Consider the following 25,645-nt stretch of genomic DNA (forward strand, 5'->3'; position numbering starts at 1 on the left):
GTCAGGCCTCGGCAGCGACGCGGTGGGTTTCAAGCGGGGTATGGCGGCTGAGGTTCTCAAAACCGTCCTTGGTCACGACATACATGTCTCCGATATTGCAGCCGGCCGACAGCGGTTCCAGCCACTGCGTGTGCAGCACGAAGACAATGCCCTCCTCCATCCTGTCGTAGTTATGCGAGGAGATGTTGAAGCTGTTCTGGCCGCCGGCCATGCCAACCGAATGGCCGAGGTTCGGATTGTGTGGTCCGTGCGTTGCCGGATAGACGTGCATGAGCTTGCGGCCCTGCGCCTCCCAGTCGATGTCCTTCACATACTGATGGGGGATCAGGCGTGCGCCGCCATCCGGCATCGGCGACCAGTTATAGGGCATGGTGCGCGCTTCCGGTGACGAAAGCATGCCGCGCTCGATCATCGGTTCGAAGGCGGCATTGTTGACGTCGCGCATCAAGGCGCCGGGCCTGATCAGCTCTTCGGCCCGCTTGACGCCCTCGGTGCAGGCGGCAAGCACATCCTCCTGACGGCTGGTGATGTCGCCGATCGCGATCATACGGGCGGTCTGGGCGGTATAGCCGCGATAGGTCACGTTGGAGATATAGAGGTTGATGAGGTCGCCCGGGCGGACGATGTGGCCATAGGGCTTGCCGCAATGGGTGCCGAATTCATTGATGCCGATCTGATAGCCGTCGCCGGTTTCACCGCCGAGCGCCATCTGCGCATAGGTAAAGGCGGCCAGGATTTCATGGTCGGTGACGCCTGACTTCGCCACATGATAGGCGGCCTGCGTGCCGATGCTGACCAGTTGGGCGGCGGCGCGAAACATCTCGATCTCGCGCGGTGAGCGGACCTTCTGCATGCGGTCGAGAATGGTGTTGTCGGCGACGAACTTGCTCTTCGGCATCAACTCGTCGAGGGCAGACCAGAAGGTCAGCGACGTACGGTCGCCGATTCTGCCGATCTGGGCCTTGGCAAGACCGAGACCGGCGAGAACCTCGGCGCATTTCTCGGCGGTCTTGAGGACGGAATCGCCGGGACGGTCGGCATATTCGCGGCCGATCGGGCCGATCTGCCAGATTTCGTCGACGAGCACAGGCTCGCCGCCCGGCGGCAGCAGAACGGACTGGGTGAAGAAGGAGAGAAGCACCATCGCCTTGTCGGCGTCGGTCGGAATGATCAGCACGCCTTCGCGCATCCAATCGCAAATATAGCGCAGATAGGCGTTCGAAGCGTGGAACCAGCCGACGCTGCCGGCATGGACGATCAGCGCGTCATGACCGGCTTCGACCGCCTGACGGCGAATTCTGCGAAGGCGATCCTCGAACTCTTCGACAGGAAGCGGCAAGGGCGCGGAGAAATCGAAATTCGGCTGGAAATCGGCCAGCAGCGATCCCATCCCGCCGCCTGCGTTTGTCGCGCGCATGTTCATGAGTTTATTCCTTCTAGTTCAAGCATCGATCAAATGGCGGATCGTTCAGGCCTGCCGCGGCGGCGCGAGAACGCGCCGGGCAACCAGCAGTCCGACCAGCGTCACGGCGATCAGAATTCCGGAGATTGCCGCGACGCGCACATCGAGCGATTCCTCGATCAAAGCGAACATCCGCAGCGGCAAGACGGTCGTTCGGGCGTCGGCGAGGAAAAGCGATACCGACACATTGTCGAGCGACTGGATGAAGACGAGGAATGCGCCGGCCAGGATGCCGGGCATCAATAGCGGCAGGGTGACGCGCCGCAGCGTCATGAACCAGCTCGCGCCCATCGTCGTCGATGCCTCGGCAAGCGAGGGGTTGACACCCTGGGCGACGACGGAGGCGGCGCGGTACATCAGCGGCCCGAAGACGACGACATGGCCTGATACGGTCAGCCAGAGCGACGGCTTGAAGCCGATGAAGTTGGCGACGATCAGGGCGGCAAGGCCGTAGACCAGGCTCGGCAGGACGAGCGGGGCGAGCAGCAGCGGCTCGATGGTGCCGGCGGCGCTGCGCTTCATGCGCGTCATGCCGATGGTTGCCGGAACCGCAAAGATCAGCGATCCGAGGACGGCAAGGCCGGCAATCTTCAGCGAGTTCCAGGCGGCGATATGTTCGGTTGCCGAGCGCACGGGATCGAGCAGCGCCGCGTACCACCGGAGCGAAAAGCCCTGCGGCGGATATTTCAATGTCTGCCCCGAGGTGAACGACATCGTCAGCGCAATCACGATGGGTGCCACGAGATAGATGACGCAGAGCCCGCCGAAACCGTAGACGAACGCCTTGTAGAGCATGACGGGAATGGGATTTTCGCGACGATCAGGCATGACCGACCAACCTCCTGTGGCGGGACATCATGGTAAGGGCGACCAGCAGGCAACCGGTGGACAGCAGCAGGACGACGGCGATGGCCGAGGCCAGCGGCCAGTCGAACAACGTGCCGACTTCGCGGTAGATCAGTTGCGGAACATAGACGTTGCGCGCACCGCCGATGACCGCCTGGGTAACGAAGGAACTGCTGGTGCTGGCAAAGACCAGGATCCAGCCCGCCAGCAGGCCGGGCAGCATCAGCGGCAAAAGCACGGTGACAAAGATGCGCCAGGGACCGGCGCCGGAAACCTGGGCGGCTTCCGTCAGCTGGACGGGCGTACGCGACAGGATCGCGATCAGCGGCAGGATGATCAGCGGCAGGTCGATCTGGCACATGGCCATCACAAGGCCGAGTTCGGTAAACAGCAGGCTGGTCGGCATTCCCGTCAGGCCGAGCCCGACCAGCGCTTCGCTGATCGGCCCCTGGCGCCCGAGGATGACGATCCAGGCGAAGGTGCGCACGACATTGCTGGTCAGCATTGGAATCAGCGTCAGGAAGATCAGCACCTGCCGCAGGTTTCGGCCGCCGTGCCAGTAGAGGAGTGCGATCGGCACGCCGAGCAAGGTCGTGCCGATGACGGTTTCGAGCCCGAGCCTTGCGGTATTGACAAGGACGCGGAAATTGAACGCGTCGCCGAAGAAGCGGGCATAATGTTCGAGGGTTGCTCCGCCGGGACCGGCGAAGCTGAAACCGACGAGGACGGCGAGCGGCGTTGCGAAGAACGCCACGGAAAGCAACAGCATCGGCAGGACGTATGGGAAGCCGCTCACCTTCATCAGATCACCTCAACCGGCGACGAGAGCGTCGAACTGGCGGATCCAGTCGTCGCGGTTCTTGTTGATCGCCACCCAGTCCGGATAGACCATGGTCTTGATCTGGTCGCGGGTGACATAGGCTTCGATGCCGGGTGTCAGCGCCACGTCCTTGTTGGTCGGGAACATCTCGGTCGGCGGCTCCTTGAGCTGGTCCTGGGCGGCCTTGGAAATGGCGGCATCCATATAGGCATAGGCCGCGTCGAGATTGGCCGAGCCCTTGGTCAGGTGGATGTTGACGGGGGCTGCCGGCGAGCCGGTTTCGGGGTGGACGAATTCGGCATTGAGGCCGAGGCTCTTCAGGTGGGCGACGTTGCCGGTCGAGCACATGAAGACGGCGATTTCGCCCTGCTGGAACAGCGTCATCTGATGGTTGGTGCTGTCGACCACGCCCTTCAGATGCTCCGGATGATCCTTGAACAGCTTGAAGACGGCGTCCATGTCGTTGGGGCCGGAGCCGAAGATCTTGGCGATCTCGGTATAGGCCATGACGGCGGTGTTCGAGGCAAAGCCGGTCCAGGAAACCTTGCCGCTATAGGCCGGGTTTTCGAAGAGATCGCGATAACCCTTCGGTTTCGGAACGAGGTCGGGATTGTAGGCAATGCCGTTGACTTCGATGGTCACGGTCGGGCCATATTCGCCCTGGAAGGACGGATCGAGCATGCCCCAGTTCTTGAGCTTGCTCGGATCGATCTTCTGGATGAGATCCTTCTCGATGGCGACGGCCATCTGGCCGGGCGACATCAGCAGCGTGTCATAGGGCGGGTTGCCGGGGCTTGCCATGATTTTGGCAAGCTGGTCCTGCGCCATCGCCGGCGCAATGGTCAGGTCGTAGCCTGCATCCTTGACCATCGGCGTCAGCACTGTGCGGTAGGCATCCTCCCAACTGCCTGGGAAAGTGGCGGCAACGGCTCCGCTGCCGGCGGCGCGGGCGGCAAATGGAAGTATGGCCGATGCGGCAACCAGGAAACCGAACCCACGGCGGGTAATCTGAAAGTCCTTCATCTCGTTCACCTCTGTTGAATTGTTTCTTCACTCATGATTTCCGGTTCGGCCGGAAAGGCGTGACACCTTGCGGTGTCGATCTCGGCAAATAGCTGCGTTCCCGGTTCGGGAATGAATGTGGTGGGGCCTCTGACCTCGGAGGCGCGCAGGCCCGTGCCGTCTTCCAGAACAAGGTCATGGACGAGGGAAGGGCCGAGCGGCACGGAAACCGTCATGTGAACGGGCAGGGTACTCTCGCCCGGCTGCGTCGACAGGCGAACCTCTTCCGGCCGGAAGGTGATCATGACCTTCGAGCCGAGGGTGAAATTCAGCCGGCGCGGCAGCAGCAGGGTCCGGTCATTCGCAAGGCCGATCAGCGAGCTCTCGGCATCGAGCCGCAGCACCGTTCCATTGAGCAGGTTGGCCTGGCCGATGAAGGTGTTGACGAAGAGCGTCTTCGGGCGGTCATAGACGGTCATCGGCGTGTCGATCTGTTCGACATTGCCCTTGTTCATCAGCACCAGGCGGTTTGCGAGGCTCTGGGCCTCCTCCTGGTCGTGCGTGACGATCAGCGTCGTGATGCCGAGCGTCTTCTGCACGTGCAGCAGCTCCACCTGCAGATCGAAACGCAAGGCGCGGTCGAGCGCGCCGAAGGGTTCGTCGAGCAGAAGAAGGGACGGGCGCCCGGCGATGGCACGCGCAACGGCGACGCGCTGCTGTTGGCCGCCGGAGAGTTCGCGCGGCAGGCGGTTGCCATAATCCTTGAGCCTGACGAGAGACAGCATCTCCTCGACGCGCACCTTGCGCTCGGCGCGAGGAAGCTTCTGGCAGGCCAGCGGATAGGCGATGTTTTCTGCGACCGTTAGATGCGGAAACAGAGCATAGTTCTGGAAGACCATGCCGACGCCGCGTGAGCGGGCCGAGACCTCTGCCAAGTCTTTCTCTCCGAGCACAATCCTGCCGGTCTTCGGCTGGATCAGCCCGGCGATGGCGCGCAGCACGGTCGACTTGCCGCAGCCGCTCGGCCCGAGCAGAGCAACGATCTCGCCGGCCTCGATATCGAAGGCCACGTCGCTGATGGCGTTCTGGCCACCGTAACTGTGGGTGAGGCCCTGAACGCTGAGCCGCTTGCGTTCAGCCATATTCGGTATGCCTGGCATAGGGCCTCCCTGGTTCTGGGTCGAGGTCACGGATTGCTGTGCCGTCTCCGGCACAAGACGGAGATGCGGTCCGGCGAGAAATTTTGCGTCGAGCTTGTTCATGAGAAACGAATTGCAAGCGGCATGCCAGTTTTGCCGTTCGTCATTGTTGTCAATTCTAAGCCAATGAAAATTAAGCAACATTTCAGATTTATAAAGTTTCGCAAATTCATAATAATACATATGAGATTTAGAATTCGCATTTAGCTTTTGTATAAATTTTCGCCAGTGTCGTATATTAAATGGGCACAGATAGAAACAGCCACGGCCCCTGAGCCGGCGATCAAGCGCCGAAAAGAGCGGATTTGGCATCTGAAGAGGTGTTTTTAGGCCTCTTAGGCGAATGGGGCGGTCAAAAGTGATGCGGCAGGGCAGGGGAGCGTAAAAATTGTGCATCATACCTTCGAAACTTAATGCGAATTATGTTGCGAAACTCTATCCGAAATGTCGTCATCAACAAAAAGACTATGGATATCAGACAATTATCGATGCGCCACTGCAGGTGGCACGGCGATTGCATGGATGATCCCGAGAATTCACCGACACAAAAAGGGGATCACATGATGCGCATCCAGAAAATCTTGAAGGCCGGAGTTGCCGGAGCGATGATCACTTTGATCTCGGCCTCTGCTTACGCTGCCGGAGGTGCCGCTGAGAAGATGACGGCCGATGCCGATGTCGCCAAGCTCCCCGGCGTCGCCCTCACGCAGAAACTGGCCGACGGTCTGCCGCCCTCCATCAAGTCGTCGGGCGTATTGAAGGTCGCGACCGACCTGACGCCGCCGATCAGCTTTCACGGCGAGGAGGGCAAGCTGATCGGCATCGATGCCGATATCGCTGCAGCACTCGGCGTCATCCTGGGCGTCGATGTTGAGATGACCGATGTCGGGGCGGGTGCGGCGATCGTGCCGTCGATATTGGCAAAGCGCTTCGACATCTCGATCTCGGGCATCAACGACGATCCGGAGCTGGAAAAGCAGGTCGACGTCATCGACTATATGTATGACGCAACGACGATCATGACGATCAAGGACAATCCTCTCGCCATCAAGGGCATGGAGGATCTGTGCGGCAAGAAGGTCGCCGTTCCCGTCGGCACCTTCCAGGCGAAGATGGTCGAGGCGGCATCGGCCAAATGCGCGAACCCGGTCAATATCATGTCGATCCCGAAAATGCCGGATGTGCTGCAGGCCGTCCGCACGGGGCGGGCCGATGCCACGGTCAATGGTTACGCCACCAGCGTCTACACGACCGAGCACCAGACCGGAAACGGCAAGGGCCTGCAGGCGCTGCCGGATATCCGCCTTGCCGTCGGTTATCTCGGCATGCTGACGGCCAAGGACAATTCGCAGCTGCGCGACAGCGTCGTAGCCGCCTTGCAGCAGATGGTGGACTCCGGCGCCTACGAGACCATCATGAAGAAGTGGAGCCTCGGACCGCTGGCCGTGAAGACCGTCAAGGTCAATGATGCCGCCAGCATGCCTGCGGATTGACGCCGATGGCCCTGTTTCAAGCGTCACCCATATCGCTCTCCCTTGCGCCATCGGTCGGAAGACCGATGCATTGGTGGCAGATCGCAACCGGTGCCATCGCGATGTCAGCGCTGGCCTTCTTCGCGCTCGTCGTCGGGCAGAGCCAGAGCATCCAGTGGTCCGAGATCCCCCGCTATCTGGTGGATCCTTCGATCCTGCGCGGCGTGCTGCTGACGCTTGAACTGACGGCTGGCGCCATGGTGTTCGGCATTGTGCTCGGATGCCTGCTGGCGCTGATGGCGACGAGCCATAACCTCGTTCTCAAGGTGATCGCCGCCGGCTTCGTCTGGTGGTTTCGCGGCGTGCCGCTCATCGTCCAGATCTTCTTCTGGTTCAATATCGCCCTCTTCGTCCCGCAGATCGGGATGGGGAGCTTCACCATTTCGATCAACGATCTGGTGACGCCGGCCCTGGCCGGCTTCCTCGCACTCGGACTGCACGAAGCCGCGAACATGTCGGAGATCATCCGCGGTGGCCTGATCGCGGTCGATCGCGGCCAGCGCGAAGCGGCCACGGCGCTCGGGCTAAAAAAGACACAGACTTTTTTCACCGTCATCATGCCCCAGGCCACGCGTATCATCGTGCCGCCGACGGGGAACCAGGCCATCGGCATGCTGAAAGCCAGTGCCATCGTCTCGGTCATCGGCATGCAGGATCTGCTGACGCAAGCCCAGGCGATCTACGCCCGGAACTTCCTGGTCATCGAACTGCTGTTCGTCGCTTCGATCTGGTACCTCGCCATCACGAGCGTCGCATCCATAGGCCAGCACTATCTCGAAAAGAGTCTTGTTCCGAAAGGCCGGACGGCAACGAAGCCTCGCGCTCCCGGACGGGTGTGATCGCGGATCCATCGACGTGAATTGAGATCAACAACGAAGGGGTCGCCAGTGCAGCGCGCCCCATCAGGAAACAGCAAAGGAGCATGACATGAAATTGGGTATCGACAGCATAAAGCTGCCCGAGGCGAAGAAGCGGGGGCCTCTGGCAAGCCTTGATCACGTCAAGGAACTTGGGCTCGCAGGCCTTTTCTTCAGTACGGCGCTGGACATGAGTCCTGACCTCGACAGCGGCCTGCTGCGCGAGATCAGGGCGAAGGCTGACGACCTTGGCCTCTATCTCGAAAGCGGCATCGGCAAGATCAATCCCTATTGCAGCGCCGAGGAACCGGCCCTGCGGGCAGCCGGCGGCGGCGATATCATTGCCGGTTTCACGCGCATGATCGAGGCAAGCGCCGCGATCGGCTGCCATGAGCTCTGGGTTGCTCCGGGCAATTTCAAGAGCGAATATCGCGGCCGGCTGGCCAATGACCGCTTCCGCACCGATGTGACCTGGGAAGATCAGTTGCTCGGGATCGAAAAGGTCCTCCGCAAGCTCGCTCCCGTCGCCCGTGCCAATGGCGCGCACATGAACATCGAAACCCATGACGAGATCACCTCCTTCGAGATCCTGAGACTGATAGAGAAGGTCGGCGCCGATTGCGTCGGCGTCGTCTTCGACACGGCAAACGGACTGCAGCGGGGCGAGCATCCGGTCTTCGCCGCCAAGCGGCTGGCTCCCTATATCCGCCAAACTCATATCAAGGATGCGTATGTCGGGCGCGCTCCGGGCGGTCTCGATTTCCAGACCAGACCCGTTGGCGGCGGCATCGTCGATTTCGCCGCGATCCTTCCCATTCTTGCCGACGCCAACGCCGCGCTGAATCTGTCGCTGGAGGTCGCCCAGTCTGTCGCCGACAAGCCCCGCAAAGCCAATCCGCGCCAGTGCATCGAGATCGACGATCCTATCTGGCGCGCCGGCCACCCCGACCTGACGGCGGATGAGCTTGCGGCCTATATGGCGATGGTGGATGCCTATGAGAAACGCGTCGCCTCAGGTGAAATTCCGGACTGGGTCGCCTATGAAAGCAGCCAATACGGCTACCCGACTTACGAAAATCAGTCCTACGGCTTTGCCGAGGCGATCGGCTTCATCCAGCAATCGGCGCGTCATGTCGAGGCGGTTTGCGCCGAAAAGGGTATTGCCCTGTCCGCATCGGTGAAGAAGCAGAAAGCGGCTTGATTTCCCAAGGCGGTATCGGCGTTTTCGCCGGTACCGCCGATCGAAATGCACGTGCCGAGATGATCTACGCAGGAATATTCTTATGGAAATAATTATCGGGCACGGATATTTGGTGATCGATCGAATCGACGCAAGGCCGCCAGAGGCAATTTGGAGACTGAAATGAGAAAGATGCGCCGTCAGAGTCCGAAGGCGATGACAGCGGCCAATGGGTCGGTAGAGAGCGCCGATACCCATGACGATGTTTCGGAACGCATCCGCGCCACGCTTGCCGCCGCCATCGGCGAGGGTGCGCTCAAACCCGGCACCAAAATCCTGGAGGAGGCGATCGCCGAGCATTTCGGTGTCAGCCGAACCGTCGTGCGCGGGGCACTCGGTGTGCTTGAGAGCGACCACCTGCTGGAACGCAAGAGAAATCGCGGCACCTTCGTCGCCGAGCCGAGCGTCGAGCAGGCAAAGAGCCTTTTCGAGGCGCGGCGGAAAATAGAGCGGCTGCTTCTGGAACTCGTCATCGCCCGGGTCACGCCGGAGCAGCTGGATGCGCTGCAAAAGCTGACGGACGAAGAAGAGCACATCCACCACCACGGCGACGAAAAATCGAAGACGGTTCTGTCCGGCAAGTTCCACATCGTGCTTGCCGAAATCGCCGGCAACCCGGTGCTGACGGAAGTGCTCGCCAAGATCGTTGCTCGGCTTTCGCTCGTCATGTCCTTGTACGAAGAGGACCGCAAGGACGACTGCGGTGCGGACCACCATCGCATGATCGTTGCTGCCTTGAAGGCAAAAGACCTCGCCAAGGCGCAACAGCTGATGGACCACCACCTCGCCGACATCGAAGGCCGTGTGCGCCTGACCGAAGGGCAGGGTGACCGGCACACATTCCTGGCCGTACTGGAGAATTTTTCCTGATGGAGATCCGCGCGTATCGCTGATGCTTGCTCCAGGACTTGAATCAAGAAGAGTCTGCCGTGGCGGGTTCGTGCGTACAGCCCTCCAGCCCGCTTGGAGACGGCAGGAGAGGGCAGTCACCCCAGTCTGGATTGGCTGACAGCTGACATTGGCATGATCTGCAGGATCGACGAGACGTCTGTCCTCGATCACATCGCAACAGCCAAAATTCCAGTGTAGGTCAGATGATGCAACAACTGATCGGCTCCGTGCGCGGCCCAGTAAGGACGGCTTGTCATGGGAGCCGGATGGCGGCGCGCGTGAACGGCCTTTACGTGATCAACGGTAAAGTGAATTAGAAATTCGCCTAGCGCCAAGACCGTGATCGTCACGCCATCCAGCCCGAACAAAAGCAATCCCGGAAGGGTGCCCGCTACGTGGATCGCGGCATGAATATAGCCTCCCGGGTGGCGGATATCGCCCTTGCCCTGCAGAATCCAGGCCGGCTGCAAGAGATAGTCGGCGGCGAAATGTTTGACCTGCAGCCAGGCGAGTAAGCCAATAAGGAAAGATGCACTTTCCATGAGCCTTCCTCCCTCAAATCGGGGGCGATTTCCGGTCCAGGGTAAAGATCGGCACCGGTTGCGATTTGCCGCGCACCACCGTCTCTCCCAGCGAGCGGGCATCGAGCCGCCGGTCTGCCCGTTCCCACGTCTCGCCACTCAACACGATTTCAACGCCTTTGTCTTTGGCGACGCCGACCAGGCGGCTTGCGAGGTTTACGGCATCGCCAATCGCCGTGTAGCTCAGGCGTTCGGCCGAGCCGATATTGCCGACGAGTGCCGTCCCGCTGTTGATGCCGATCCTGACCCGCACTGCGTCATGCTGGGGCGCGAGTGGCGGGATGGCATGCATCGCGTCACGGATCGCCGCCGCCGCACGGCAGGCACGCGACGCGTGATCGGGCTCGTCGTTCGGGGCATTCCAGATCGCCATCACAGCGTCGCCGATGAATTTGTCGACCGTGCCGCCCTCGGCGTGGATCGCGGCGATGGAAAGCGTGAGGAAGCGGGTGAGATGCGGTTCGACACCGGCGCCGAGTTCCTCGGTCATCTCCGTAAAGCCCGGCAGATCGGCGAAGAAAACCGTGATGTCGGTGAGCTTGCCGCCGGGCCTGGGCTCGATGCCGCCGTTGACGAGCGGTTTGACCACATCGAGCGGCATGAAGCGGGCGAAGGCCGATAGCCCCGAAGACATCCGTTTCAGCGCGACGGAGAAGTCATTGAGTTCAACCAGCACGGTGGGCGTGTGGCTGACGGCATCGAGTTCGAAGCGTTCGACCGCATGCAACTGTTGGGCAAGGCGGGCGAGCGGCCGGGCGAAAAGCAGGCGGGCGAAAATAATCGCGGTGACAGCGGCGAGCAGCGCGATGGCAGCGACGATGAAGAACACGCGCTTGGTGTTTTCATCGATATCGCCGGCAAAGGTGGAGCGCGGAATGGCTGTCAGCAGCCGCCAGTCTTCAAAAGGCAGCGCACTGGATGAAATGAACACCGGCCCGAGAGCGGCACTCTGTTGCAGCGTGCGGAAGACGTTTTGAGGATGGGTGCGGCGCGCGGATGCGACGGCAGCAGAAAGCACGTCGGTCTTCGGAAAATCGGCGAGATGGGCGGCCATGACGCCGTCCGACGGTTCAGACGTGGCGAGGACCACATCGTCCTTCGCGAGCACATAGATTTTGCTTTCGGAGGGCATGTTGAGATGCTGCAACGTCAGTGACAGTTGTCGCAGGCTGACCGCCACCATGACGACACCTTCGAGCCGTCCGAAGGCTTCGACCCGTTTGGAAAGAACGATCGAAGGCTCGAAACCGCTTGGCAAGATGTCCACGACCGTCCAGGCCGGATCGGTGCTGTCCTTGCCCTTGCGATACCAGGACGAGCCCTCCGTCACATAGGCGCTCTCGGTGTTGACGCGCTCTTCGAAGAATATGTCGCCGGGGATCGGCTTGTATCGGTCGCGGCGCAATGTTCGAGGTTTGCCGGGCGCGGCTTTGCCGATTTCGACCATCTCGATCCGGCCATCGGCGGCGGCATGCGAGCCGAAGAAGCGCCCATCGGTGAAACCGAACCCGATCCAGGCGATCGCCGGCTGCTCACGCAGCAGCGAGAGAAACAGGAACTCGCGCTTGACCTCGTCATCGGGCTTGATGGCGCCCTGGAAGAAGACCGAGCGGATAATTTCCGCGGTGCTCGATACCAGTGCGAGTTGCGAGGCGAGTTCGTTGCGAACGGCGCCGGTGCTTTGCGCATCGAGGGCGGCCACGACATTATCGACATTGGCACTCGCGGTGCGTTGCCAGATCAGATGGACGAGGGTCGCCGTCGAGATGACGGCAAGCAGCAGCAGCATAGTGACTGCGCGGCCCATCTTCACGCGTGGAAGGAAATCAGCGCTCATGGCGGTCGGTGATGAGGCGGGCGCTCCGCTCGTAGCGAAGATAGGCCAGGCCCCAATCCATGAAAACCACGAGGCGATTGCGGAAACCGATGAGGAACCAGAGATGGGCGAGGTTCCAGATCAGCCAGGCCGAAAACCCGGATAGCCTGATCCGTCCGAAATCGGCGACCGCCGCCTTGCGGCCGATCGTGGCGAGATTGCCGAAATGCCGATAGCGGAACGGCTTGACCGGATTGCCCGCGATGAGCGCACGGATGGCATGCGCGGCATGCTCGCCCATCTGCTTGGCGGCCGGCGCTGTGCCTGGCACGGGATGGCCATCCGCGTTCTTCGCCGCAGCGGTATCGCCGATGACGAAGATGTTGTCGTGGCCGGCGACATTCAGCCGTTGGTCGACCACCGTGCGGCCGGCGCGGTCGGCTTCGGCGCCGAGCCATTTGGCCGCTTTGGATGCCATGACCCCTGCGGCCCAAAGCACGCATGCCGAGCGAATCTGGCGGCCGTCGGCGAGCATGACGCCTTCGCTATCGCAATGGGTGACGGCAGCGGTGGGTAACACTTCCACGCCCAGGCCTTCGAGATGACGCTGCGCCTTTGCCGAAAGGCCGGCCGGCATGGTTGGCAGGATACGGTTGCCGGCTTCGACCAGGACGACGCGTGCCGAAGCGGCATTGATGTGACGGAAGTCGCGAACCACGACCTTGCGGGCAAGTTCGGCAATCGCACCGGCCATTTCGACGCCTGTCGGGCCGCCGCCGACCACAACGAAGGTCAGTAACGCCGCGCGCCGCTGATCATCCTCAGTGACTTCGGCGCTTTCGAAAGCGGAGAGAATCCGGGCGCGGATCTCCGTCGCATCGCCGATCGTCTTGAGGCCCGGCGCGCTTTCAGCCCACTCTTCATGGCCGAAATAGGCATGACGGGCGCCGGTCGCGACAACAAGATAGTCGTAAGGGATGGTCCGCTCGGCGGTGTGAACAAGCTGCGTGGCTTTCTCGATCCGCTCTACCCTTTGCATCAATACCGTCACATTCTTCTGGCGCGACAGGATGCGGCGGATCGGCATCGCGACTTGAGCGGGGGAAAGGCCTGCGGTTGCCACCTGGTAGAGCAGCGGCTGGAACAGGTGATAATTGCGACGGTCGATGACGGTGATATCGACCTGGATATTCTTGAGCGCCATCGCGGCGGCAAGACCGCCGAAGCCGGCACCGAGAATGACCACGCGCGGGCGGCCATTCCCGGGCATTGGGCGGATCATGTTCGGCGCACCGCCTGTCATCGCGCCCTCGGTTTCGATCCGCATGGCTCAGCGCTCCCGCGAGAAAAAGCGGCCGGCGAGATGGTCGAGCGAGATGACGCCCGCGCCTCGCGCGAAAATCAGCAGCAGCGGAGCCGCCCAGGTCAGATGTTCGCCCCAATGGGTGGGATAGACGAAGATCTGGATTGTGGCGACAACGCCGAGCAGCATCAGTGCCGCGAGACGCGAGAAGAGACCGAAGAGGATCAGCATTGCACCCGACAGTTCGGCGGCCGTGGCGAGCAGGGCTGCGACGCCGGGATCGAGTACCGGCAGGCGATATTCGAAGGCGAAGAGCTGGACCGTGACGGGCCAGGAGGCGAGCTTGCTCTGCGACGATTGCCAAAACACGTTCGCAACAGTGAGCCGGGCGACGAACTGCACGGCCGAAAGCGGTACGGACGAGGCCAGCCGGAGTGCCTGCGAATAAAGGCCGGCGAAACCGCCTCGTTCGGGCATGGATGTCGGGGTCATCATGGTCATCGATCCATTCCTTGTCAGTTGATGTTTGCAGGTTGGTGGCGGACGCGGGTGACGAGGCCGTCAGCAAAGAGACCGCCGAGCGAGGCGACGAGGTCGAAATTCGGATCGCGAGCGGCGGCTTTCTGAACGGCATGTTCAAGTCCGCGGCCGCTCTTCAGCGCCTGCAGAAAGACGTAATGGGCGCCGCTGAGGCGGAGAAAGCGAACGCTGTCCCGGTTCCGCCACAGCGCGATCCGCTGCGGTTTCCTTCTGATATCGCCAAGCTGTTCGAGATCGCCGCTTGCCTGGTGCGCCGACCAGATGTCGAGCGCCGGCCAACGGCAAAACAGCAGTCGCAACGACGGCTGGAGGATCAGGTCGGGCATGGTGTCTTCGCCACCCCGGGAGAGTTCCGCCATATTCGCAGGCGGCAGCGCCGGCGCGTCGAGCGCCTCGGCGATCAACCATTCAAGCCGCGCCGTATCGGCGATGAAGGGCATAGGCTTGAGGTCTTCGAGACGGCCGAGGAAATCGGCGAAGTCGCTGCCATAGCGTACCAGCCGCGCTTCGGACGGCGGGCTCACGCGAATGAAGCTTGCGGCAATATGGCGGAAATACCGCTCTCCAATCAGGCTGACGCCAACAGGGAAGACCGACACGAGCGTGGCACTCAGCGATGCGAATGTGTTGTTGCGGTAGATGTTGAAGCGGCGCATCGGGTCGAAGCGGCCGCCCGTATCGAATGAGGGGCCGAGATCCGGCCCTCGGCGGTTAAGGATAGCATCCGCGACGGCTTGCTGCAGTTCGAGTTCAGGCAGCATAACGCGCCCTCCGTGTGACGGAGTTGCTCGCGAAGACCGACGGTGTGATCGTCGTCAAGGCCGAGATCGCCGGCATGGCGCCGCGTGCGAGATTGCTCGTGGAGAACAGCTCGATGCCGTGGAACCGGCGGTCCGGCTGCTGGGCGATCTGCGGCGGGCCACGCTTTTCGAATTCGATCGAGGCGGCCATCATGTCGGCCCACATTGCTTCGCCGAGCAGCACATCGAGCGCGGGAACCTCGGTGTCCCATTCAATCAGCGTCGGTCGTGGGCCGATCTTGCGCAATACATGCGCATAGAGCGACCAGACGGCCGGCGGCACGCGGGAGCCATGATCGTCGATCAGCACGATGTCGCCCTCGACTTCGTTGACTGCATGGCCGGCGAGATGGATTTCGCCGATCGCATCGGCGGGCAGGTCGTCGATGAAGGCCTTGGCATCGAAATCGAGATTGCAGGCCGAGACATAGACATTGTTGACGTCGAGCAGCAGGCCGCAGCCGGTACGCTTGACGAGCTCGGCGAGGAATTGCGCCTCGGTCATGGTGGAATTGGCGAAGGCGATATAGGCCGACAGGTTCTCGATGAAGACGCGGCGCTGCAGCCTGTCCTGCAACTGATCGACATTGGCTGCAACGCTATCGAGCGCATCGTCGTCATAACGGAGCGGCAGGAGATCGTTGAGATAGGCGCCGTCGGCAACGCTCCAGGCCAGATGTTCCGAGACCAATGCTGGCTGGAACCGGATGCACACGCTCCGCAACCGTTCCAGATGGTCCCGATCAAGGCCCGAAGCGCTGCCGAGCGAGAGACCGACGCCGTGCACCGACAGCGGATAGGTCTCGCGCAACTTTTCCAAAGCATCGACGGCGGCGGAATCGCCCATGTAGTTTTCAGCATGGACCTCCAGCCATCCCGCCGAAGGCCGGCGGGAGATCATATCGGAAATATGCGGGGAGCGCAGACCAATGCCCGCGGCATCCGGTACTGGAAGATTAGGAAATATCTTGGACATTGGTCACTCCTTCATATGGGTTGAATGAAGCTTGAGAGGCCTCAGGCCTTGGGTTCGATGGCGCCGCCGGAAATCTTGGCGCAGGTGCCGGCCGGCACGTAGACCCAGGCATCACCCTGGTTGTCGGCCGTCGAGGTGCCGGCGCAGGAATGGGTGGCCGTCTGGCAATCGTTGAGGCCGGCCTTGACGACGCCGTAGCACTTCTCGAACGAGAATTCGGGCTGTGCAGCCGGGCCGGCAAAGGCGCTGGAGGCAGCCATGGAGGTGATGGCAGCAAGGGCGGAGCCGATGAGGATGCGGGTCGAGTTCATGGAAATGTCTCCTGGTTGAGGTTGGATCAAACCGGTTTCCGGCTTGACTGGAATTACTTTCCCGCATTGCCGGTGATGTTTGAAATGCTGTTGCGGCATGGTTTTGATAGGCTGGCGCTATGCGCGGCGGCGGCTGGCGAGAAGGCAAAAAATACCCCCGGGGCGACCGGGGGTAGAAGTGGCGTGGCCCGCGACGGAGGGAGCGGAGCGGAGCCGACGACGCGGAAGGAAGTCCTTGGAAAATCAGAGATATCGTTCGCGAATGTCGACCGTCGATCGCTTGCCGATGTCCTGGTAGTTGGCCGGCAGCCACATGTCGGCGCATTCCCGGCCGCGGTCGCGCAGATCGACCAACGCCCCCCAATCGGCATTGAGCTTGCTCGACACGGAAAGGCTCTTCATCGTCTCGTCATCGGAGATGCCGTGCACGAAGATGCGCTTGAGATTGGCGGTACTTTCAGGAGATGCATCGATCAAATGGGTGACGAAAGCCACCGCCCGCATTTCCCGCAGCAGCGACGAATTGAAACTGATCTCGTTGATGCGATTGAGTATCTCGGAGGCGGTGTGCGGCACCTCGGCCCGCTCGATCGGATTGATATGGACGACCAGCACATCCGGCGTGTCGCAGCCATAGATCAGCGGAAAGATTGCCGGATTGCCCATATAGCCGCCATCCCAATAGGACTCGCCGTCGATTTCGACAGCCTGAAACAGAAAGGGCAGGCAAGCCGATGCCATGACGGCGTCGATCGACAGTTCGTCATTGCCGAACACCTTGACCTTGCCGGTTCGGACATTGGTAGCGCAGATGCTGAGTTTCACCGGACAGCGCGCCGTGCGGATCGCATCCATGTCGACCGATTGCTCCAAGATCTGCCGGAGCGGATTGAAATTGAAAGGGTTGAACTGGTAGGGCGACATCAGTCGCGTCACCATGTCGAACATCATGAAGGCCGGCGAAAATTCCAGCGCCCGCGATCCGGTTATCTTGTCGAAGATCGTCGGCTGCAGAGGTCCGGATGCCGACGCATGGCTGACGCGCCGCCAGAAATTGGCGAGCGCGGTCTGCGCCCCGCTCCGCCCGCCTTCGGCCAGGCCATAGGCCAATACGGCGGCATTCATTGCGCCGGCGCTGGTTGCGACGACACCTTCCAACGACAGGTTCGGCTCGTCGAGCAGCCGGTCGAGCACGCCCCAGGTGAAGGCGCCATGCGCGCCTCCGCCCTGGAGCGCCAGATTGAGCGTCCGCGGCTCTCGCTCAGAGGAGGCGATAACCGCGCTGTCGGCGATAATTTTCTTCACACCTGTGTGTTTGTTCATGGTCCTCACTCCCCGATTTGTTGGTGTTGAGATTTTCAATGCGCCGTCCAGCCACCATCGACCGGAATGGCCGTGCCGGTGATGGAGCCTGCGAGATCGCAGCAGAGAAAGACGCTGAGCGCGCCCATTTCCTCGACCGTCGCGAACCGCTTGGTCGGCTGGTTCTTGAGAAACACGTCGCGGATTACTGCGTCGCGTGCGATGTTATGCGACTTCGCCTGCGCGTCGATCTGCTGCTCGACAAGCGGCGTCCAGACATAGCCGGGGCAGACTGCATTCGATGTCACGCCGAATTCGGCACCCTCAAGTGCAATCGACTTGGTGAACCCCACCATGCCGTGCTTTGCTGCGACATAGGCCGACTTGAATGGCGAGGCGACAAGGCCGTGCGCCGAGGCGACATTGATGATGCGGCCATAACCGCGCTCGCACATGCCGTCGAAAGTGGCCTGGACAAGATGAAAGGCGGCCGACAAGTTGATCGCCATGATCGCATCCCACTTCTCAGGCGGAAATTCGCCGATGGGAGAAACGTGCTGGATGCCGGCATTGTTGACGATGATATCGATTTGGCCGAATCGAGCCTTGGCGCGCTCCACCATCATCAGGATAGCGTCGCGCTTCGACATGTCGGCGCTGTCATAGGCGACATCGACATCGTTGCTCTCGGCCATCTCGGCGCGCAACGTTTCAATGCCGGCGGGATCGCCGAATCCATTGAGCATGATCGAGGCACCCGCCCTTGCCAGCGCATGGGCAATGCCAAGGCCGATACCGCTGGTCGAGCCGGTCACGATCGCCGTACGACCCTCGAGCATCTTGCGGCCAGCCAGGGGTTCGGTTTCGGTAGCAAGCAGATTGAGCATTGCGTTCTCCATTTTTAGACGCCACGATGTGTAGCTTCCCGTTCAAAATGGCGCGGTTGCAGTCATAAGAGAAATGCCGCTCACTAATGGAATTGATAATTCAGTGGCATTGGCCGAATATAGCGCCGGGGACCAGAGTAGATGCATTGGCTTACTTTGGAATTGTTGGGGAGCGGATATGGATATCCATCACATCCGGTATTTTCTGGCCGTTTGCGAAACGCGCAACTTCACGCGCGCGGCGCAGAACTGCAATGTCACTCAGCCCGCGCTGAGCAGAGCGGTTCAGCAGCTCGAGGACGAGGTGGGCGGGCTGCTTTTCCGTCGCGAACGAAACCTCACCCACATCACCGATCTCGGCAATCTCTTGCGTCCGCGTTTCCAGCAAGTGCAGGACGAACTCCTGGGCGTCAAAACCGAGGCGTCGAAATTTCTCTGTCTCAACGACGCGCACCTCAAGGTCGGCATCATGTGCACGATCGGACCGCGGCGCTTTACCGGCCTGCTCACCGATTTCAACATGCGCCACAAGGGTATCCAGCTCCAACTCGTCGAGGGCATTCCGGCCAAGTTGGCGGGATTGCTGGAGCAGGGCGAACTCGATATCGCGATCATGTCGAGCGCCGACAATTTTCCGGAGCGCTTCGATGTGACGCCGCTGTTTCGGGAACGGTTTATGCTGGCCTTTCCGGCGGGGCACCGGCTTAGCCAATACGATGCCATTCCGATCGCCGCGATCGATGGCGAGATCTATCTTCGCCGTGTCAATTGCGAGTACTGGGACTACCTGACGGATCTCTGTGACGCTCAGGGTGTGAGCACTATCGTCTCCTATTCGAGCGAACGTGAGGACTGGATTCAGAATCTTGTCGCTGGTGGTCTCGGCATCTGTTTCATTCCTGAATACAGCGCGGTCGTGCCTGGCCTGCAAGTCCGGCCGGTCGCCGAACCGGAGGTAACCCGCGAAGTCTGCCTTGTAACCGTGGCTGGCCGCCGCTTCTCCCCGGCCGTCTCGACTTTCGTCGGCGCTGTCAAATCTTACGGTTGGGCCGCGCTGCCAGGCCGCTCACATTGAAAGCATAACGAATAATGAACTGTGCTCCGTGTCCTGGCGATGCGGAGCGTCCGCACGTCCTGCGTTTCACGATAGCCTCAGGCTATGGAATTGAGAATGAGGCGGCATTTCTCATTCGCCATCACCTTCTCCATGCTCCTTGTCATGCCCGGCGCGAACGCTTCATCCGGGCCCAACAAGGAGAACTCTGATGAAATTCGAACTGAATGCCAAGCGCCTGACGCTCGCCTCCGTCATCGCTCTCGCGTCCTTCACCACCATTTCCACAGGCCAAGCCTATGCCGGCGAATGCCCGGCCGGCCAGGTCGCCGAAAACGGCATGCAACCCGGCGAAATGATGCCGAAGGGTGTGACTGACAAGCTCATCTCATCGATTGACCTCGCCTCCAAGGGAGACGCCTGGAAGAACAGCGCCCTGCGGATGCGCAAGCTGGTTGTGCAGCCTGGCGGCGTCGTGCCGTGGCATTCGCATGAGAGCCGTCCGGCCAACATCCTGATCGTTTCGGGCTCGATCACCGAATACCGCAGCACGTGCAAAGTGCCGATCGAGCATAAGGCTGGCGACGTGACTGCCGAATTCGGCATGCTGTCGCATTGGTGGAAGAACAACGGCAGCAAGCCGGCTGTTCTCTACTCCGCCGACATCCTGACCTCGGAAGAGCAAAAGAACGAATCCATGTGAGCCGCTTCCGAGCTCGCTGACAGCCGTCTCCGGCCCCCAAGCCGGAGACGCCACACGCATTCACCCGACACTTGGAGTGATCGCCATGACCGGCATCGAGCATGTCCTCAATCCGCCGAGAACGACCCTCGGCGCTACCGCCGCCGATGGCTGGCGCTTTGCCGTCATCGCGCTGATTTCTTTCCTGACATTGGTCGATCTCTTCGCGGCTCAGGCGATCCTGCCCGCGCTTGTGGAGAGATTCCAGGTCAGCCGCGCCGCCATGGGCTTTGCCGTCAATGCCAGCACTTTCGGCATGGCCGTCGCCGGGCTTGGCATAGCTTTCTTCGGTCGCAGGATCGATCGCCGCAGCGGTATCTGGATCAGCCTTGCGCTGCTTTCACTTCCCACGACAGCTCTGGCCTTTACCCACGATCTGACGGTTTTTGCCCTCCTCCGTATCGTCCAGGGCCTCTGCATGTCGGCAGCCTTCACGCTGACCATTGCCTATCTCTCGGAACACTTCTCGCCAACCCAGGCGACAGGCGCCTTGGCGGCCTATGTCACCGGCAATGTCGCGAGCAATTTCTTCGGCCGCATCCTCTCTGCAATAGTCGTCGGGTTCGGTGGGCTTGAAATCAACTTCCTCACCTTCGCGGCCCTCAACATCGCCGGCGCGCTGCTTGTCCGGCTCACCCTCAAAAAGACCTCGGCCATGATGCAGACCAGCGAAGACGGCTCATTCAACATGCGCCGCTGGACTTATCATTTCGCCGATGGTGAGCTGCGCCGTGTCTTCGCGATCGGCTTCCTCATCCTTTTCGTCTTCATCGGAACTTTCACCTATGTGAATTTCCAGCTCGTGGCTCTCGGCCTGTCGCCGATGACGCTCGGCCTCGTCTATCTGGTATTCCTGCCGTCGATGCTGACCACGCCGATGGCAGGCAAGCTCGCGGTCCGAATCGGAGCAAAACTCGGGATCATCTCGACGCTTGGGCTCGCCATTGTCGGCGTCGCGGCACTTCTGAGTGTCAGCTTGCCTCTGGTGTTGGCCGGACTGGCGCTGGTGGCAATAGGGACATTCCTCGCCCAAGCGATCGCCACCGGTTTGGTTGGCCGACGCGCGGTTACGGACAAGGCAGGCGCCAGCGGAATTTACCTCGCCTCCTATTACACCGGGGGTCTCGCAGGCAGCCTCGTACTCGGTCAGATCTATGATCAGGTGGGCTGGCCGGCCTGTGTCGGCGTGCTCGTCGCAACGCTGCTTGCAGCCATCGTGATTGCCCTTCCCATCGGCTCAACGCCCGGTCCAATCCGGCGATGATCCAGGGCCATCGAAACGCACATCGAACGGCATTCTACAGTGTCGAGACGGCCACAGGCGGGAACGCAGGCAGAGCTACCGAAAGCTATCCGAGGGGCAAGTGGACGAACCGATCTACCGTCCGGATCAATCCAACGGCATCACAAAAGTGAAGCGCGTCTCCTTGTCATCGGAACTGACCGTGATCGTCCCGCCATGGGCGCGGGCGATTTCCGAAGCGATGTGCAGACCCAGCCCCAATCCTCTTTGATTTGTACCGATTTCGCCTCTGAAATAAGGCTGAAAAAGCCTTGTCATCGCATCGCAGGAAATCGGAGGGCCGCTGTTGGCGATCCAAAGTTCCAGTCTTCCGCCGACAGTTGCCGCCGAGAGCCGCACCGGTTCGTCCGGCGTCCCATGGGTAAGGGCATTTCCGAGCAGGTTGGACACCAGCTGGCCAATCCGGCCGCTGTCGCAGTTTATCGGTCCGGCGAAGTCGATACTCACCTCAATTGCGCGGTCGAGATGACAGGAGCGGAGTTCGCCGATGACCTGTCGCAGGATCGGTTCGAGATGCTCCGCTCGCCTCTCGATCGTGATGCCGCCACCCAATCGTCCGCGCGCAAAGTCGAGAACGTTGTCGATCAGGCCGGACATGCGAACGACGCTGCCCTGCATCAAATCGAGAATGTTGATCGAGCGATCGGTCTGCTCTTCCTTTCGCAGCATGCGCGCCGCCGCGGCAATCGAGGCAAGCGGATTGCGCAGGTCATGGCCAAGGACAGCGATGAACTGCTCCCGCAATTCGGCAGTTTGCTGTTCAAGATGGAGCTGGGATTTGACGATGGCGCCGGCTGCGTCCGCGGCTGCGCGCGCCTCGACCAGCTCCCGTTCGTAACGGCGACGCTCGGCAGCCTGGAACATCGTCACGCGGGTGAAAAGCAGGGCACCGTCTTCTGCGCGTCTTTCCATTGCATTGGCGAGCACGGGCAAGGTCCTGCCGTCGGCCGTCACAAGATCGAGAGCAACCTCATTGAAAACCCCCTGCATGCGGAGCAGAGGCGCAAAATGGGTCTCGTAAAATATCCGGCCCGACGTGTTGAGCAGGTCGCGAAGTCGTTTGCCGAGGAGTTGCTCGGCAGGGATGCCGATCCAGGTCGATAGCGTTCGGTTCACCTTGACGATGCGCCCGTCCGGCTGCAGCGAAAGATAGCCGCATGGCGCGTTTTCGTACAGATCCTCAAGGTCTTCCGCCGGCATGACGATCTGCGTGTCGCCACTGGTCATCGGACGAACCGCCGGATTGCAGATATGACCTCGTCGGGAGCGCTGAGGCTAGGGCAGTGGCCACTGGCGTTCAGCACGACCAACTGACTGTTTGGGACCTGCTGATGCACGAATTCGCCGACCGGGGCCACGAAGCGCCACATGTTCTGGTCGCACCCGAATCCATGCGAAAAGATCATCGCACGCTGGCCATCGCCCCGGACTTGAACATGATTTCGATCGATGACTGTCATCTCGCCCTTCTTCCCTGCTTTCATAGCATGTTCAGCCTGCTTTGGATTGAGGAAAGAATTGGGCAATGGGCTCGATGGTCGTGTGCCGCGATGTTCCGGAGGTGGCGCCAGCCGTTTGCTGCATATCTCAGTCCATCACTTTCCGGAGCTTGAAGAAGAACCGCCGAGGGTCGTCGCGCACGCACATCATTCCGGCAATCTCGTCATCGTCAATCCTGCGGAAGTAGTCCACGACCGGCTGTTTGTCGTAGATCATCGCAGCCGTTTCGACGCCGTCGAGGGCCTGAAGCTTCAACGAAGCTGTGGTGCCTCTCGCTCGAAGCAGCTTCTGCAGGTATGAGAACCAGCCGCGGGCAACGAATGTCCGGCCAAAGGGCGCCATCTTGATCGCCAGGCCAATGGGTAACAAGCTTGGCTCAAGCGCCACAAGTCGGCCCGATCTCCACGTGAAGAGCAGGGCGTCCGCCCGCATATTGGAATGGAAGCGCTTGCCAAACCAGTTGAGGTTCTCGAGCACGCCGTCCAGCGGATGACCCGACGGAATGCCGACGCCGCTCCAAAGGCCGACCATGTCCTTCGGCTGGACAGGCTCCAGCGAGCGGAACCAGGCAGCCATCTCCTCCTGCGGGTCGCCTCGCATGGGTTCTCCTCCAGGGACGGTCATTGCAAAAAAATGAAAAGAAGGCTTGGAAGTTCCCGTTCATGCCGACCGGAAGCCCGACGGCCCCCGAAGGGGCCGTTGGGGGTGTTCACCGGACAAGACTGGCCTATGCCTCAGGCGCGCGACGGCAGCAGGGGATAGCCGACCATGACGGCGCGGCCAAGCAGGGCTGCGACGAAAGCCTTGATCACATCACCGGGAATGAAAGCCATCGAGCCGATGAAGGCTTTCGTGAAGCCGAGGCCGGCGACGGTGGCCAGATAGGTGATGCCGAAGGCGTAGAGCACGACGATGCCGCCGACCATGGCGGTGAGGAAGAAGCTGACCGTCTGCACCAGGCCGGATTGCTGATGGTTGACCAGCCGCTCGCTGAGATAACCGGTGACGAAGGCCGCAAAGATCCAGCCGATCAGGAAGCCGGCCGTCGGCGACGCGAAGATCGCAAGCCCGCCGCGGCCGCCGGAAAGCACCGGCAGGCCGATCGCGACCAGCACCAGCACGATCAGCACGGCAATTGCGCCGCGCCGGGCGCCGAGCACGACGCCGGCCATCATCACGCCGAGGGATTGCGCCGTGATCGGCACCGGAATGAAGCCGAGCGAGATCGGCGGCAGCAGGCCGAGTGCCACGATGATCGCGGCAAAGAGGGCGGTAAGAACGAGGTCGCGAGTGCTCATCATGAATTCCGTGTTTATCAATCGTTAACTCACATGCCGCCGAATGCCGCGCGCGTCAATCGCCGCGGCGATATTATCCGCATCCTTGAGCGTCAGGATGATCAGCGGCGCAAGCAGCGTCGTCGGCCGCACCTTCAGCCCGCGTGCCTTGTGCGCCTCGCGGATCGCCTGATAACGGCCGACGATCTCCGGCACGAAACGCAGCACCAGCCCAAGCGCCAGGCCGATATCGTCCGCCTGCACCCAACCGGTGCGTTCGAGCGGGCGGGCAAGCGCCGTCACCTCGTCGATGAACTCGGTGATCGACGTCGTCGCCGTCACGGTGGCGGCAAGCAGCATCAGCGCCGTCAGCCGCAACAGGGGCACGAGCGCCTCCTGCCAGGGATTGAAGATGAGGTTGAAGAGTGCGACGACCGCGATCGTCAGGAAGACCGGCCGCAGCCGCCTGAGCCCATCCGCAAACGGCAGGCCGATCATCCGGTAGAGAACCGCCGTCAGCAGCACGGCGATCGACAGCAGGATGAGGTTCCCGCTGACGAACAGCACGACGCCGAAGATCGTCAGCGACAACAGCTTTACCCGCGGCGAAAGCCGGTGCATCACACTGTTGCCTTCGACATAGAGCGATTGCATCAAGCGGCGATCTCCTTGTAGCGGGCGATCGCCTCAGCAGCCGGCGCATCGGCGGCAAGCCGGCCTTCATGAAATAGCAGCACCCGTTCGAAATCGGCGATCAGCTCCAGATCATGGGTGATGATGATGGCGCTTTCCGGGAGCCCGGCGATAATCCCTTCAACCAGCGCCCGGTTCCTGAGGTCTAACTGGTTGGTCGGTTCGTCGAGGATGAGAATGCCCGGCCCCGTCGCCAGCACCGAGCAGAGGGCCGCCACCTGCAACTCGCCGCCGGAAAGCTCATGCGCGCGGCGATCGGCCAGCGCCTCGGCGCCGAAGCGGGCCAGCACGCCCTCGACCTTCGCCTCGATCTCCGCCTTGCTGAAGCCGCGCCGCTTCAGCCCGAAGGCGATGTCGTCTTTGACGATCGGCAGGATGATCTGGTTCTGCGGCGACTGGAAGATGAAGCCGACATCGGCCACCGCAGTCTTTTCATCGCTGGTGTCGCGGCCGTTGACAGTGACGCGGCCGACCGATGGTTTGATCAACCCGTTGATCAGCCGCGCGAAAGTCGTCTTGCCCGAACCGTTCAGCCCGATGACGCCGATGCGTTTTCCACTGATGCCAAGCGTCAGCGGCTGCAGCGCCACCCGCGCCCCGAAACTGACACCGGCACCTTCGAAACGAATATCCAAACCAATCCCTCGCACTTTTCATCGGAGGAGATTGCCGATGCCGGCCCCTCATCCGCCTGCCGGCACCTCTGCCTGG

The 25,645-nt window shown here is 61.3% G+C and carries 27 protein-coding genes; 7 read left to right on the top strand and 20 right to left on the bottom strand.

Going from position 1 to position 25,645, the window contains the following annotated elements:
* Position 1 precedes the first annotated feature (1 nt).
* The 5 genes from N2A41_RS03095 to N2A41_RS03115 are packed head-to-tail and all read right to left on the bottom strand — an operon-like array spanning position 2 to position 5,392.
* Positions 2-1,423, bottom strand: coding sequence for a M24 family metallopeptidase (locus tag N2A41_RS03095; RefSeq protein WP_260110244.1), 1,422 nt, complete (start codon positions 1,421-1,423; stop codon positions 2-4).
* Positions 1,424-1,468: 45 nt separating this feature from the next.
* Positions 1,469-2,290 carry an ABC transporter permease gene (locus tag N2A41_RS03100; RefSeq protein WP_260110245.1) on the bottom strand — a complete coding sequence of 274 codons (822 nt, stop codon included), beginning with the start codon at positions 2,288-2,290 and terminating at the stop codon, positions 1,469-1,471.
* The gene (locus N2A41_RS03105; protein WP_260110246.1) at positions 2,283-3,110 is read right to left on the bottom strand and encodes an ABC transporter permease; all 828 of its coding nucleotides are present in this window, start codon (positions 3,108-3,110) and stop codon (positions 2,283-2,285) included. The genes N2A41_RS03100 and N2A41_RS03105 overlap by 8 nt, the downstream gene beginning before the upstream one ends.
* 9 nt (positions 3,111-3,119) lie before the next feature.
* A complete protein-coding gene (locus N2A41_RS03110) occupies positions 3,120-4,160 on the bottom strand; it encodes an ABC transporter substrate-binding protein (protein ID WP_260110247.1) in 1,041 nt (346 codons plus the stop codon).
* Positions 4,157-5,392, bottom strand: a complete 1,236-nt coding sequence (locus tag N2A41_RS03115; protein ID WP_260110248.1) for an ABC transporter ATP-binding protein — start codon at positions 5,390-5,392, stop codon at positions 4,157-4,159. The genes N2A41_RS03110 and N2A41_RS03115 overlap by 4 nt, the downstream gene beginning before the upstream one ends.
* Positions 5,393-5,889: 497 nt before the next feature.
* Here N2A41_RS03115 and N2A41_RS03120 point away from each other — a divergent pair, with 497 nt between their 5' ends.
* The 4 genes from N2A41_RS03120 (at position 5,890) to N2A41_RS03135 (ending at position 9,828) form a co-directional block, all read left to right on the top strand.
* Positions 5,890-6,822 (top strand): ABC transporter substrate-binding protein, encoded by a 933-nt coding sequence (locus tag N2A41_RS03120; RefSeq protein ID WP_260110249.1) that lies wholly within the window; start codon positions 5,890-5,892, stop codon positions 6,820-6,822.
* Positions 6,823-6,827: 5 nt separating this feature from the next.
* Complete coding sequence (locus tag N2A41_RS03125; protein WP_260110250.1) at positions 6,828-7,700, top strand: amino acid ABC transporter permease; 873 nt, start codon at positions 6,828-6,830, stop codon at positions 7,698-7,700.
* 88 nt (positions 7,701-7,788) lie between these two features.
* Positions 7,789-8,919, top strand: a complete 1,131-nt coding sequence (locus N2A41_RS03130; RefSeq protein ID WP_260110251.1) for a sugar phosphate isomerase/epimerase family protein — start codon at positions 7,789-7,791, stop codon at positions 8,917-8,919.
* A gap of 162 nt (positions 8,920-9,081) precedes the next feature.
* Complete coding sequence (locus tag N2A41_RS03135) at positions 9,082-9,828, top strand: GntR family transcriptional regulator (protein WP_017963084.1); 747 nt, start codon at positions 9,082-9,084, stop codon at positions 9,826-9,828.
* Positions 9,829-10,016: 188 nt separating this feature from the next.
* On the opposite strand, the gene N2A41_RS03140 is transcribed toward N2A41_RS03135, so the two are convergent.
* From N2A41_RS03140 to N2A41_RS03180, 9 genes are all read right to left on the bottom strand, one after another.
* Positions 10,017-10,391 (bottom strand): DUF3307 domain-containing protein, encoded by a 375-nt coding sequence (locus N2A41_RS03140; RefSeq protein ID WP_260110252.1) that lies wholly within the window; start codon positions 10,389-10,391, stop codon positions 10,017-10,019.
* A gap of 13 nt (positions 10,392-10,404) precedes the next feature.
* The gene (locus tag N2A41_RS03145; protein ID WP_260110253.1) at positions 10,405-12,267 is read right to left on the bottom strand and encodes an adenylate/guanylate cyclase domain-containing protein; all 1,863 of its coding nucleotides are present in this window, start codon (positions 12,265-12,267) and stop codon (positions 10,405-10,407) included.
* Positions 12,257-13,573, bottom strand: coding sequence for an NAD(P)/FAD-dependent oxidoreductase (locus N2A41_RS03150; protein ID WP_260110254.1), 1,317 nt, complete (start codon positions 13,571-13,573; stop codon positions 12,257-12,259). The genes N2A41_RS03145 and N2A41_RS03150 overlap by 11 nt, the downstream gene beginning before the upstream one ends.
* Positions 13,574-13,576: 3 nt before the next feature.
* Positions 13,577-14,050, bottom strand: a complete 474-nt coding sequence (locus N2A41_RS03155) for a DoxX family protein (protein WP_260110255.1) — start codon at positions 14,048-14,050, stop codon at positions 13,577-13,579.
* Between the two features lie 14 nt (positions 14,051-14,064).
* A complete protein-coding gene (locus tag N2A41_RS03160) occupies positions 14,065-14,850 on the bottom strand; it encodes an HvfC/BufC family peptide modification chaperone (RefSeq protein ID WP_260110256.1) in 786 nt (261 codons plus the stop codon).
* Positions 14,840-15,865, bottom strand: a complete 1,026-nt coding sequence (bufB, locus tag N2A41_RS03165; protein ID WP_260110258.1) for an MNIO family bufferin maturase — start codon at positions 15,863-15,865, stop codon at positions 14,840-14,842. Before bufB ends, N2A41_RS03160 begins: the two co-directional genes overlap by 11 nt.
* A 41-nt stretch (positions 15,866-15,906) precedes the next feature.
* Positions 15,907-16,176 carry a BufA1 family periplasmic bufferin-type metallophore gene (locus N2A41_RS03170; protein WP_003545955.1) on the bottom strand — a complete coding sequence of 90 codons (270 nt, stop codon included), beginning with the start codon at positions 16,174-16,176 and terminating at the stop codon, positions 15,907-15,909.
* Between the two features lie 243 nt (positions 16,177-16,419).
* A complete protein-coding gene (locus N2A41_RS03175) occupies positions 16,420-17,499 on the bottom strand; it encodes a patatin-like phospholipase family protein (RefSeq protein ID WP_260110259.1) in 1,080 nt (359 codons plus the stop codon).
* Between the two features lie 35 nt (positions 17,500-17,534).
* Positions 17,535-18,365 (bottom strand): 3-hydroxybutyrate dehydrogenase, encoded by an 831-nt coding sequence (locus N2A41_RS03180; RefSeq protein ID WP_222294446.1) that lies wholly within the window; start codon positions 18,363-18,365, stop codon positions 17,535-17,537.
* A gap of 178 nt (positions 18,366-18,543) precedes the next feature.
* On the opposite strand from N2A41_RS03180, the gene N2A41_RS03185 reads away from it, so the two are divergent.
* The 3 genes from N2A41_RS03185 to N2A41_RS03195 all read left to right on the top strand — a co-directional run bounded on the left by N2A41_RS03185 (position 18,544) and on the right by N2A41_RS03195 (position 21,425).
* Positions 18,544-19,440 (top strand): LysR family transcriptional regulator, encoded by an 897-nt coding sequence (locus N2A41_RS03185; RefSeq protein WP_162118318.1) that lies wholly within the window; start codon positions 18,544-18,546, stop codon positions 19,438-19,440.
* A gap of 190 nt (positions 19,441-19,630) precedes the next feature.
* Complete coding sequence (locus tag N2A41_RS03190; protein ID WP_222385818.1) at positions 19,631-20,122, top strand: cupin domain-containing protein; 492 nt, start codon at positions 19,631-19,633, stop codon at positions 20,120-20,122.
* A gap of 85 nt (positions 20,123-20,207) precedes the next feature.
* Positions 20,208-21,425: an MFS transporter gene (locus N2A41_RS03195; protein ID WP_260110260.1), complete on the top strand. Its 1,218-nt coding sequence runs from the start codon at positions 20,208-20,210 to the stop codon at positions 21,423-21,425.
* Between the two features lie 126 nt (positions 21,426-21,551).
* On the opposite strand, the gene N2A41_RS03200 is transcribed toward N2A41_RS03195, so the two are convergent.
* From N2A41_RS03200 to N2A41_RS03225, 6 genes are all read right to left on the bottom strand, one after another.
* A complete protein-coding gene (locus N2A41_RS03200; protein WP_260110261.1) occupies positions 21,552-22,691 on the bottom strand; it encodes a PAS domain-containing sensor histidine kinase in 1,140 nt (379 codons plus the stop codon).
* The gene (locus N2A41_RS03205; protein WP_206119895.1) at positions 22,688-22,924 is read right to left on the bottom strand and encodes an alpha/beta fold hydrolase; all 237 of its coding nucleotides are present in this window, start codon (positions 22,922-22,924) and stop codon (positions 22,688-22,690) included. The genes N2A41_RS03200 and N2A41_RS03205 overlap by 4 nt, the downstream gene beginning before the upstream one ends.
* Before the next feature lie 127 nt (positions 22,925-23,051).
* Positions 23,052-23,588, bottom strand: a complete 537-nt coding sequence (locus tag N2A41_RS03210; protein WP_222385821.1) for a GXWXG domain-containing protein — start codon at positions 23,586-23,588, stop codon at positions 23,052-23,054.
* A gap of 110 nt (positions 23,589-23,698) precedes the next feature.
* Positions 23,699-24,262 carry a biotin transporter BioY gene (locus N2A41_RS03215; protein ID WP_170258276.1) on the bottom strand — a complete coding sequence of 188 codons (564 nt, stop codon included), beginning with the start codon at positions 24,260-24,262 and terminating at the stop codon, positions 23,699-23,701.
* 24 nt (positions 24,263-24,286) lie between these two features.
* Positions 24,287-24,895 carry an energy-coupling factor transporter transmembrane component T family protein gene (locus tag N2A41_RS03220; RefSeq protein ID WP_024321249.1) on the bottom strand — a complete coding sequence of 203 codons (609 nt, stop codon included), beginning with the start codon at positions 24,893-24,895 and terminating at the stop codon, positions 24,287-24,289.
* Positions 24,895-25,569 (bottom strand): energy-coupling factor ABC transporter ATP-binding protein, encoded by a 675-nt coding sequence (locus N2A41_RS03225; RefSeq protein ID WP_170258277.1) that lies wholly within the window; start codon positions 25,567-25,569, stop codon positions 24,895-24,897. The genes N2A41_RS03220 and N2A41_RS03225 overlap by 1 nt, the downstream gene beginning before the upstream one ends.
* Positions 25,570-25,645: the final 76 nt, after the last annotated feature.

The organism is Rhizobium sp. SRDI969, assembly GCF_025152725.1.
Taxonomy (GTDB): domain Bacteria; phylum Pseudomonadota; class Alphaproteobacteria; order Rhizobiales; family Rhizobiaceae; genus Rhizobium; species Rhizobium leguminosarum_I.

Excerpts from the sequence above, each read along its gene's own strand:
- N2A41_RS03095 (WP_260110244.1), bottom strand. The coding sequence starts at position 1,423 with ATGAACATGCGCGCGACAAACGCAGGCGGCGGGATGGGATCGCTGCTG.
- N2A41_RS03100 (WP_260110245.1), bottom strand. The coding sequence starts at position 2,290 with ATGCCTGATCGTCGCGAAAATCCCATTCCCGTCATGCTCTACAAGGCG.
- N2A41_RS03105 (WP_260110246.1), bottom strand. The coding sequence starts at position 3,110 with ATGAAGGTGAGCGGCTTCCCATACGTCCTGCCGATGCTGTTGCTTTCC.
- N2A41_RS03115 (WP_260110248.1), bottom strand. The coding sequence starts at position 5,392 with ATGAACAAGCTCGACGCAAAATTTCTCGCCGGACCGCATCTCCGTCTT.
- N2A41_RS03120 (WP_260110249.1), top strand. The coding sequence starts at position 5,890 with ATGATGCGCATCCAGAAAATCTTGAAGGCCGGAGTTGCCGGAGCGATG.
- N2A41_RS03125 (WP_260110250.1), top strand. The coding sequence starts at position 6,828 with ATGGCCCTGTTTCAAGCGTCACCCATATCGCTCTCCCTTGCGCCATCG.
- N2A41_RS03130 (WP_260110251.1), top strand. The coding sequence starts at position 7,789 with ATGAAATTGGGTATCGACAGCATAAAGCTGCCCGAGGCGAAGAAGCGG.
- N2A41_RS03135 (WP_017963084.1), top strand. The coding sequence starts at position 9,082 with ATGAGAAAGATGCGCCGTCAGAGTCCGAAGGCGATGACAGCGGCCAAT.
- N2A41_RS03140 (WP_260110252.1), bottom strand. The coding sequence starts at position 10,391 with ATGGAAAGTGCATCTTTCCTTATTGGCTTACTCGCCTGGCTGCAGGTC.
- N2A41_RS03145 (WP_260110253.1), bottom strand. The coding sequence starts at position 12,267 with ATGAGCGCTGATTTCCTTCCACGCGTGAAGATGGGCCGCGCAGTCACT.
- N2A41_RS03150 (WP_260110254.1), bottom strand. The coding sequence starts at position 13,573 with ATGCGGATCGAAACCGAGGGCGCGATGACAGGCGGTGCGCCGAACATG.
- N2A41_RS03155 (WP_260110255.1), bottom strand. The coding sequence starts at position 14,050 with ATGACCATGATGACCCCGACATCCATGCCCGAACGAGGCGGTTTCGCC.
- N2A41_RS03160 (WP_260110256.1), bottom strand. The coding sequence starts at position 14,850 with ATGCTGCCTGAACTCGAACTGCAGCAAGCCGTCGCGGATGCTATCCTT.
- bufB (WP_260110258.1), bottom strand. The coding sequence starts at position 15,865 with ATGTCCAAGATATTTCCTAATCTTCCAGTACCGGATGCCGCGGGCATT.
- N2A41_RS03170 (WP_003545955.1), bottom strand. The coding sequence starts at position 16,176 with ATGAACTCGACCCGCATCCTCATCGGCTCCGCCCTTGCTGCCATCACC.
- N2A41_RS03175 (WP_260110259.1), bottom strand. The coding sequence starts at position 17,499 with ATGAACAAACACACAGGTGTGAAGAAAATTATCGCCGACAGCGCGGTT.
- N2A41_RS03180 (WP_222294446.1), bottom strand. The coding sequence starts at position 18,365 with ATGCTCAATCTGCTTGCTACCGAAACCGAACCCCTGGCTGGCCGCAAG.
- N2A41_RS03185 (WP_162118318.1), top strand. The coding sequence starts at position 18,544 with ATGGATATCCATCACATCCGGTATTTTCTGGCCGTTTGCGAAACGCGC.
- N2A41_RS03190 (WP_222385818.1), top strand. The coding sequence starts at position 19,631 with ATGAAATTCGAACTGAATGCCAAGCGCCTGACGCTCGCCTCCGTCATC.
- N2A41_RS03195 (WP_260110260.1), top strand. The coding sequence starts at position 20,208 with ATGACCGGCATCGAGCATGTCCTCAATCCGCCGAGAACGACCCTCGGC.
- N2A41_RS03200 (WP_260110261.1), bottom strand. The coding sequence starts at position 22,691 with ATGACCAGTGGCGACACGCAGATCGTCATGCCGGCGGAAGACCTTGAG.
- N2A41_RS03205 (WP_206119895.1), bottom strand. The coding sequence starts at position 22,924 with ATGACAGTCATCGATCGAAATCATGTTCAAGTCCGGGGCGATGGCCAG.
- N2A41_RS03210 (WP_222385821.1), bottom strand. The coding sequence starts at position 23,588 with ATGACCGTCCCTGGAGGAGAACCCATGCGAGGCGACCCGCAGGAGGAG.
- N2A41_RS03215 (WP_170258276.1), bottom strand. The coding sequence starts at position 24,262 with ATGAGCACTCGCGACCTCGTTCTTACCGCCCTCTTTGCCGCGATCATC.
- N2A41_RS03220 (WP_024321249.1), bottom strand. The coding sequence starts at position 24,895 with ATGCAATCGCTCTATGTCGAAGGCAACAGTGTGATGCACCGGCTTTCG.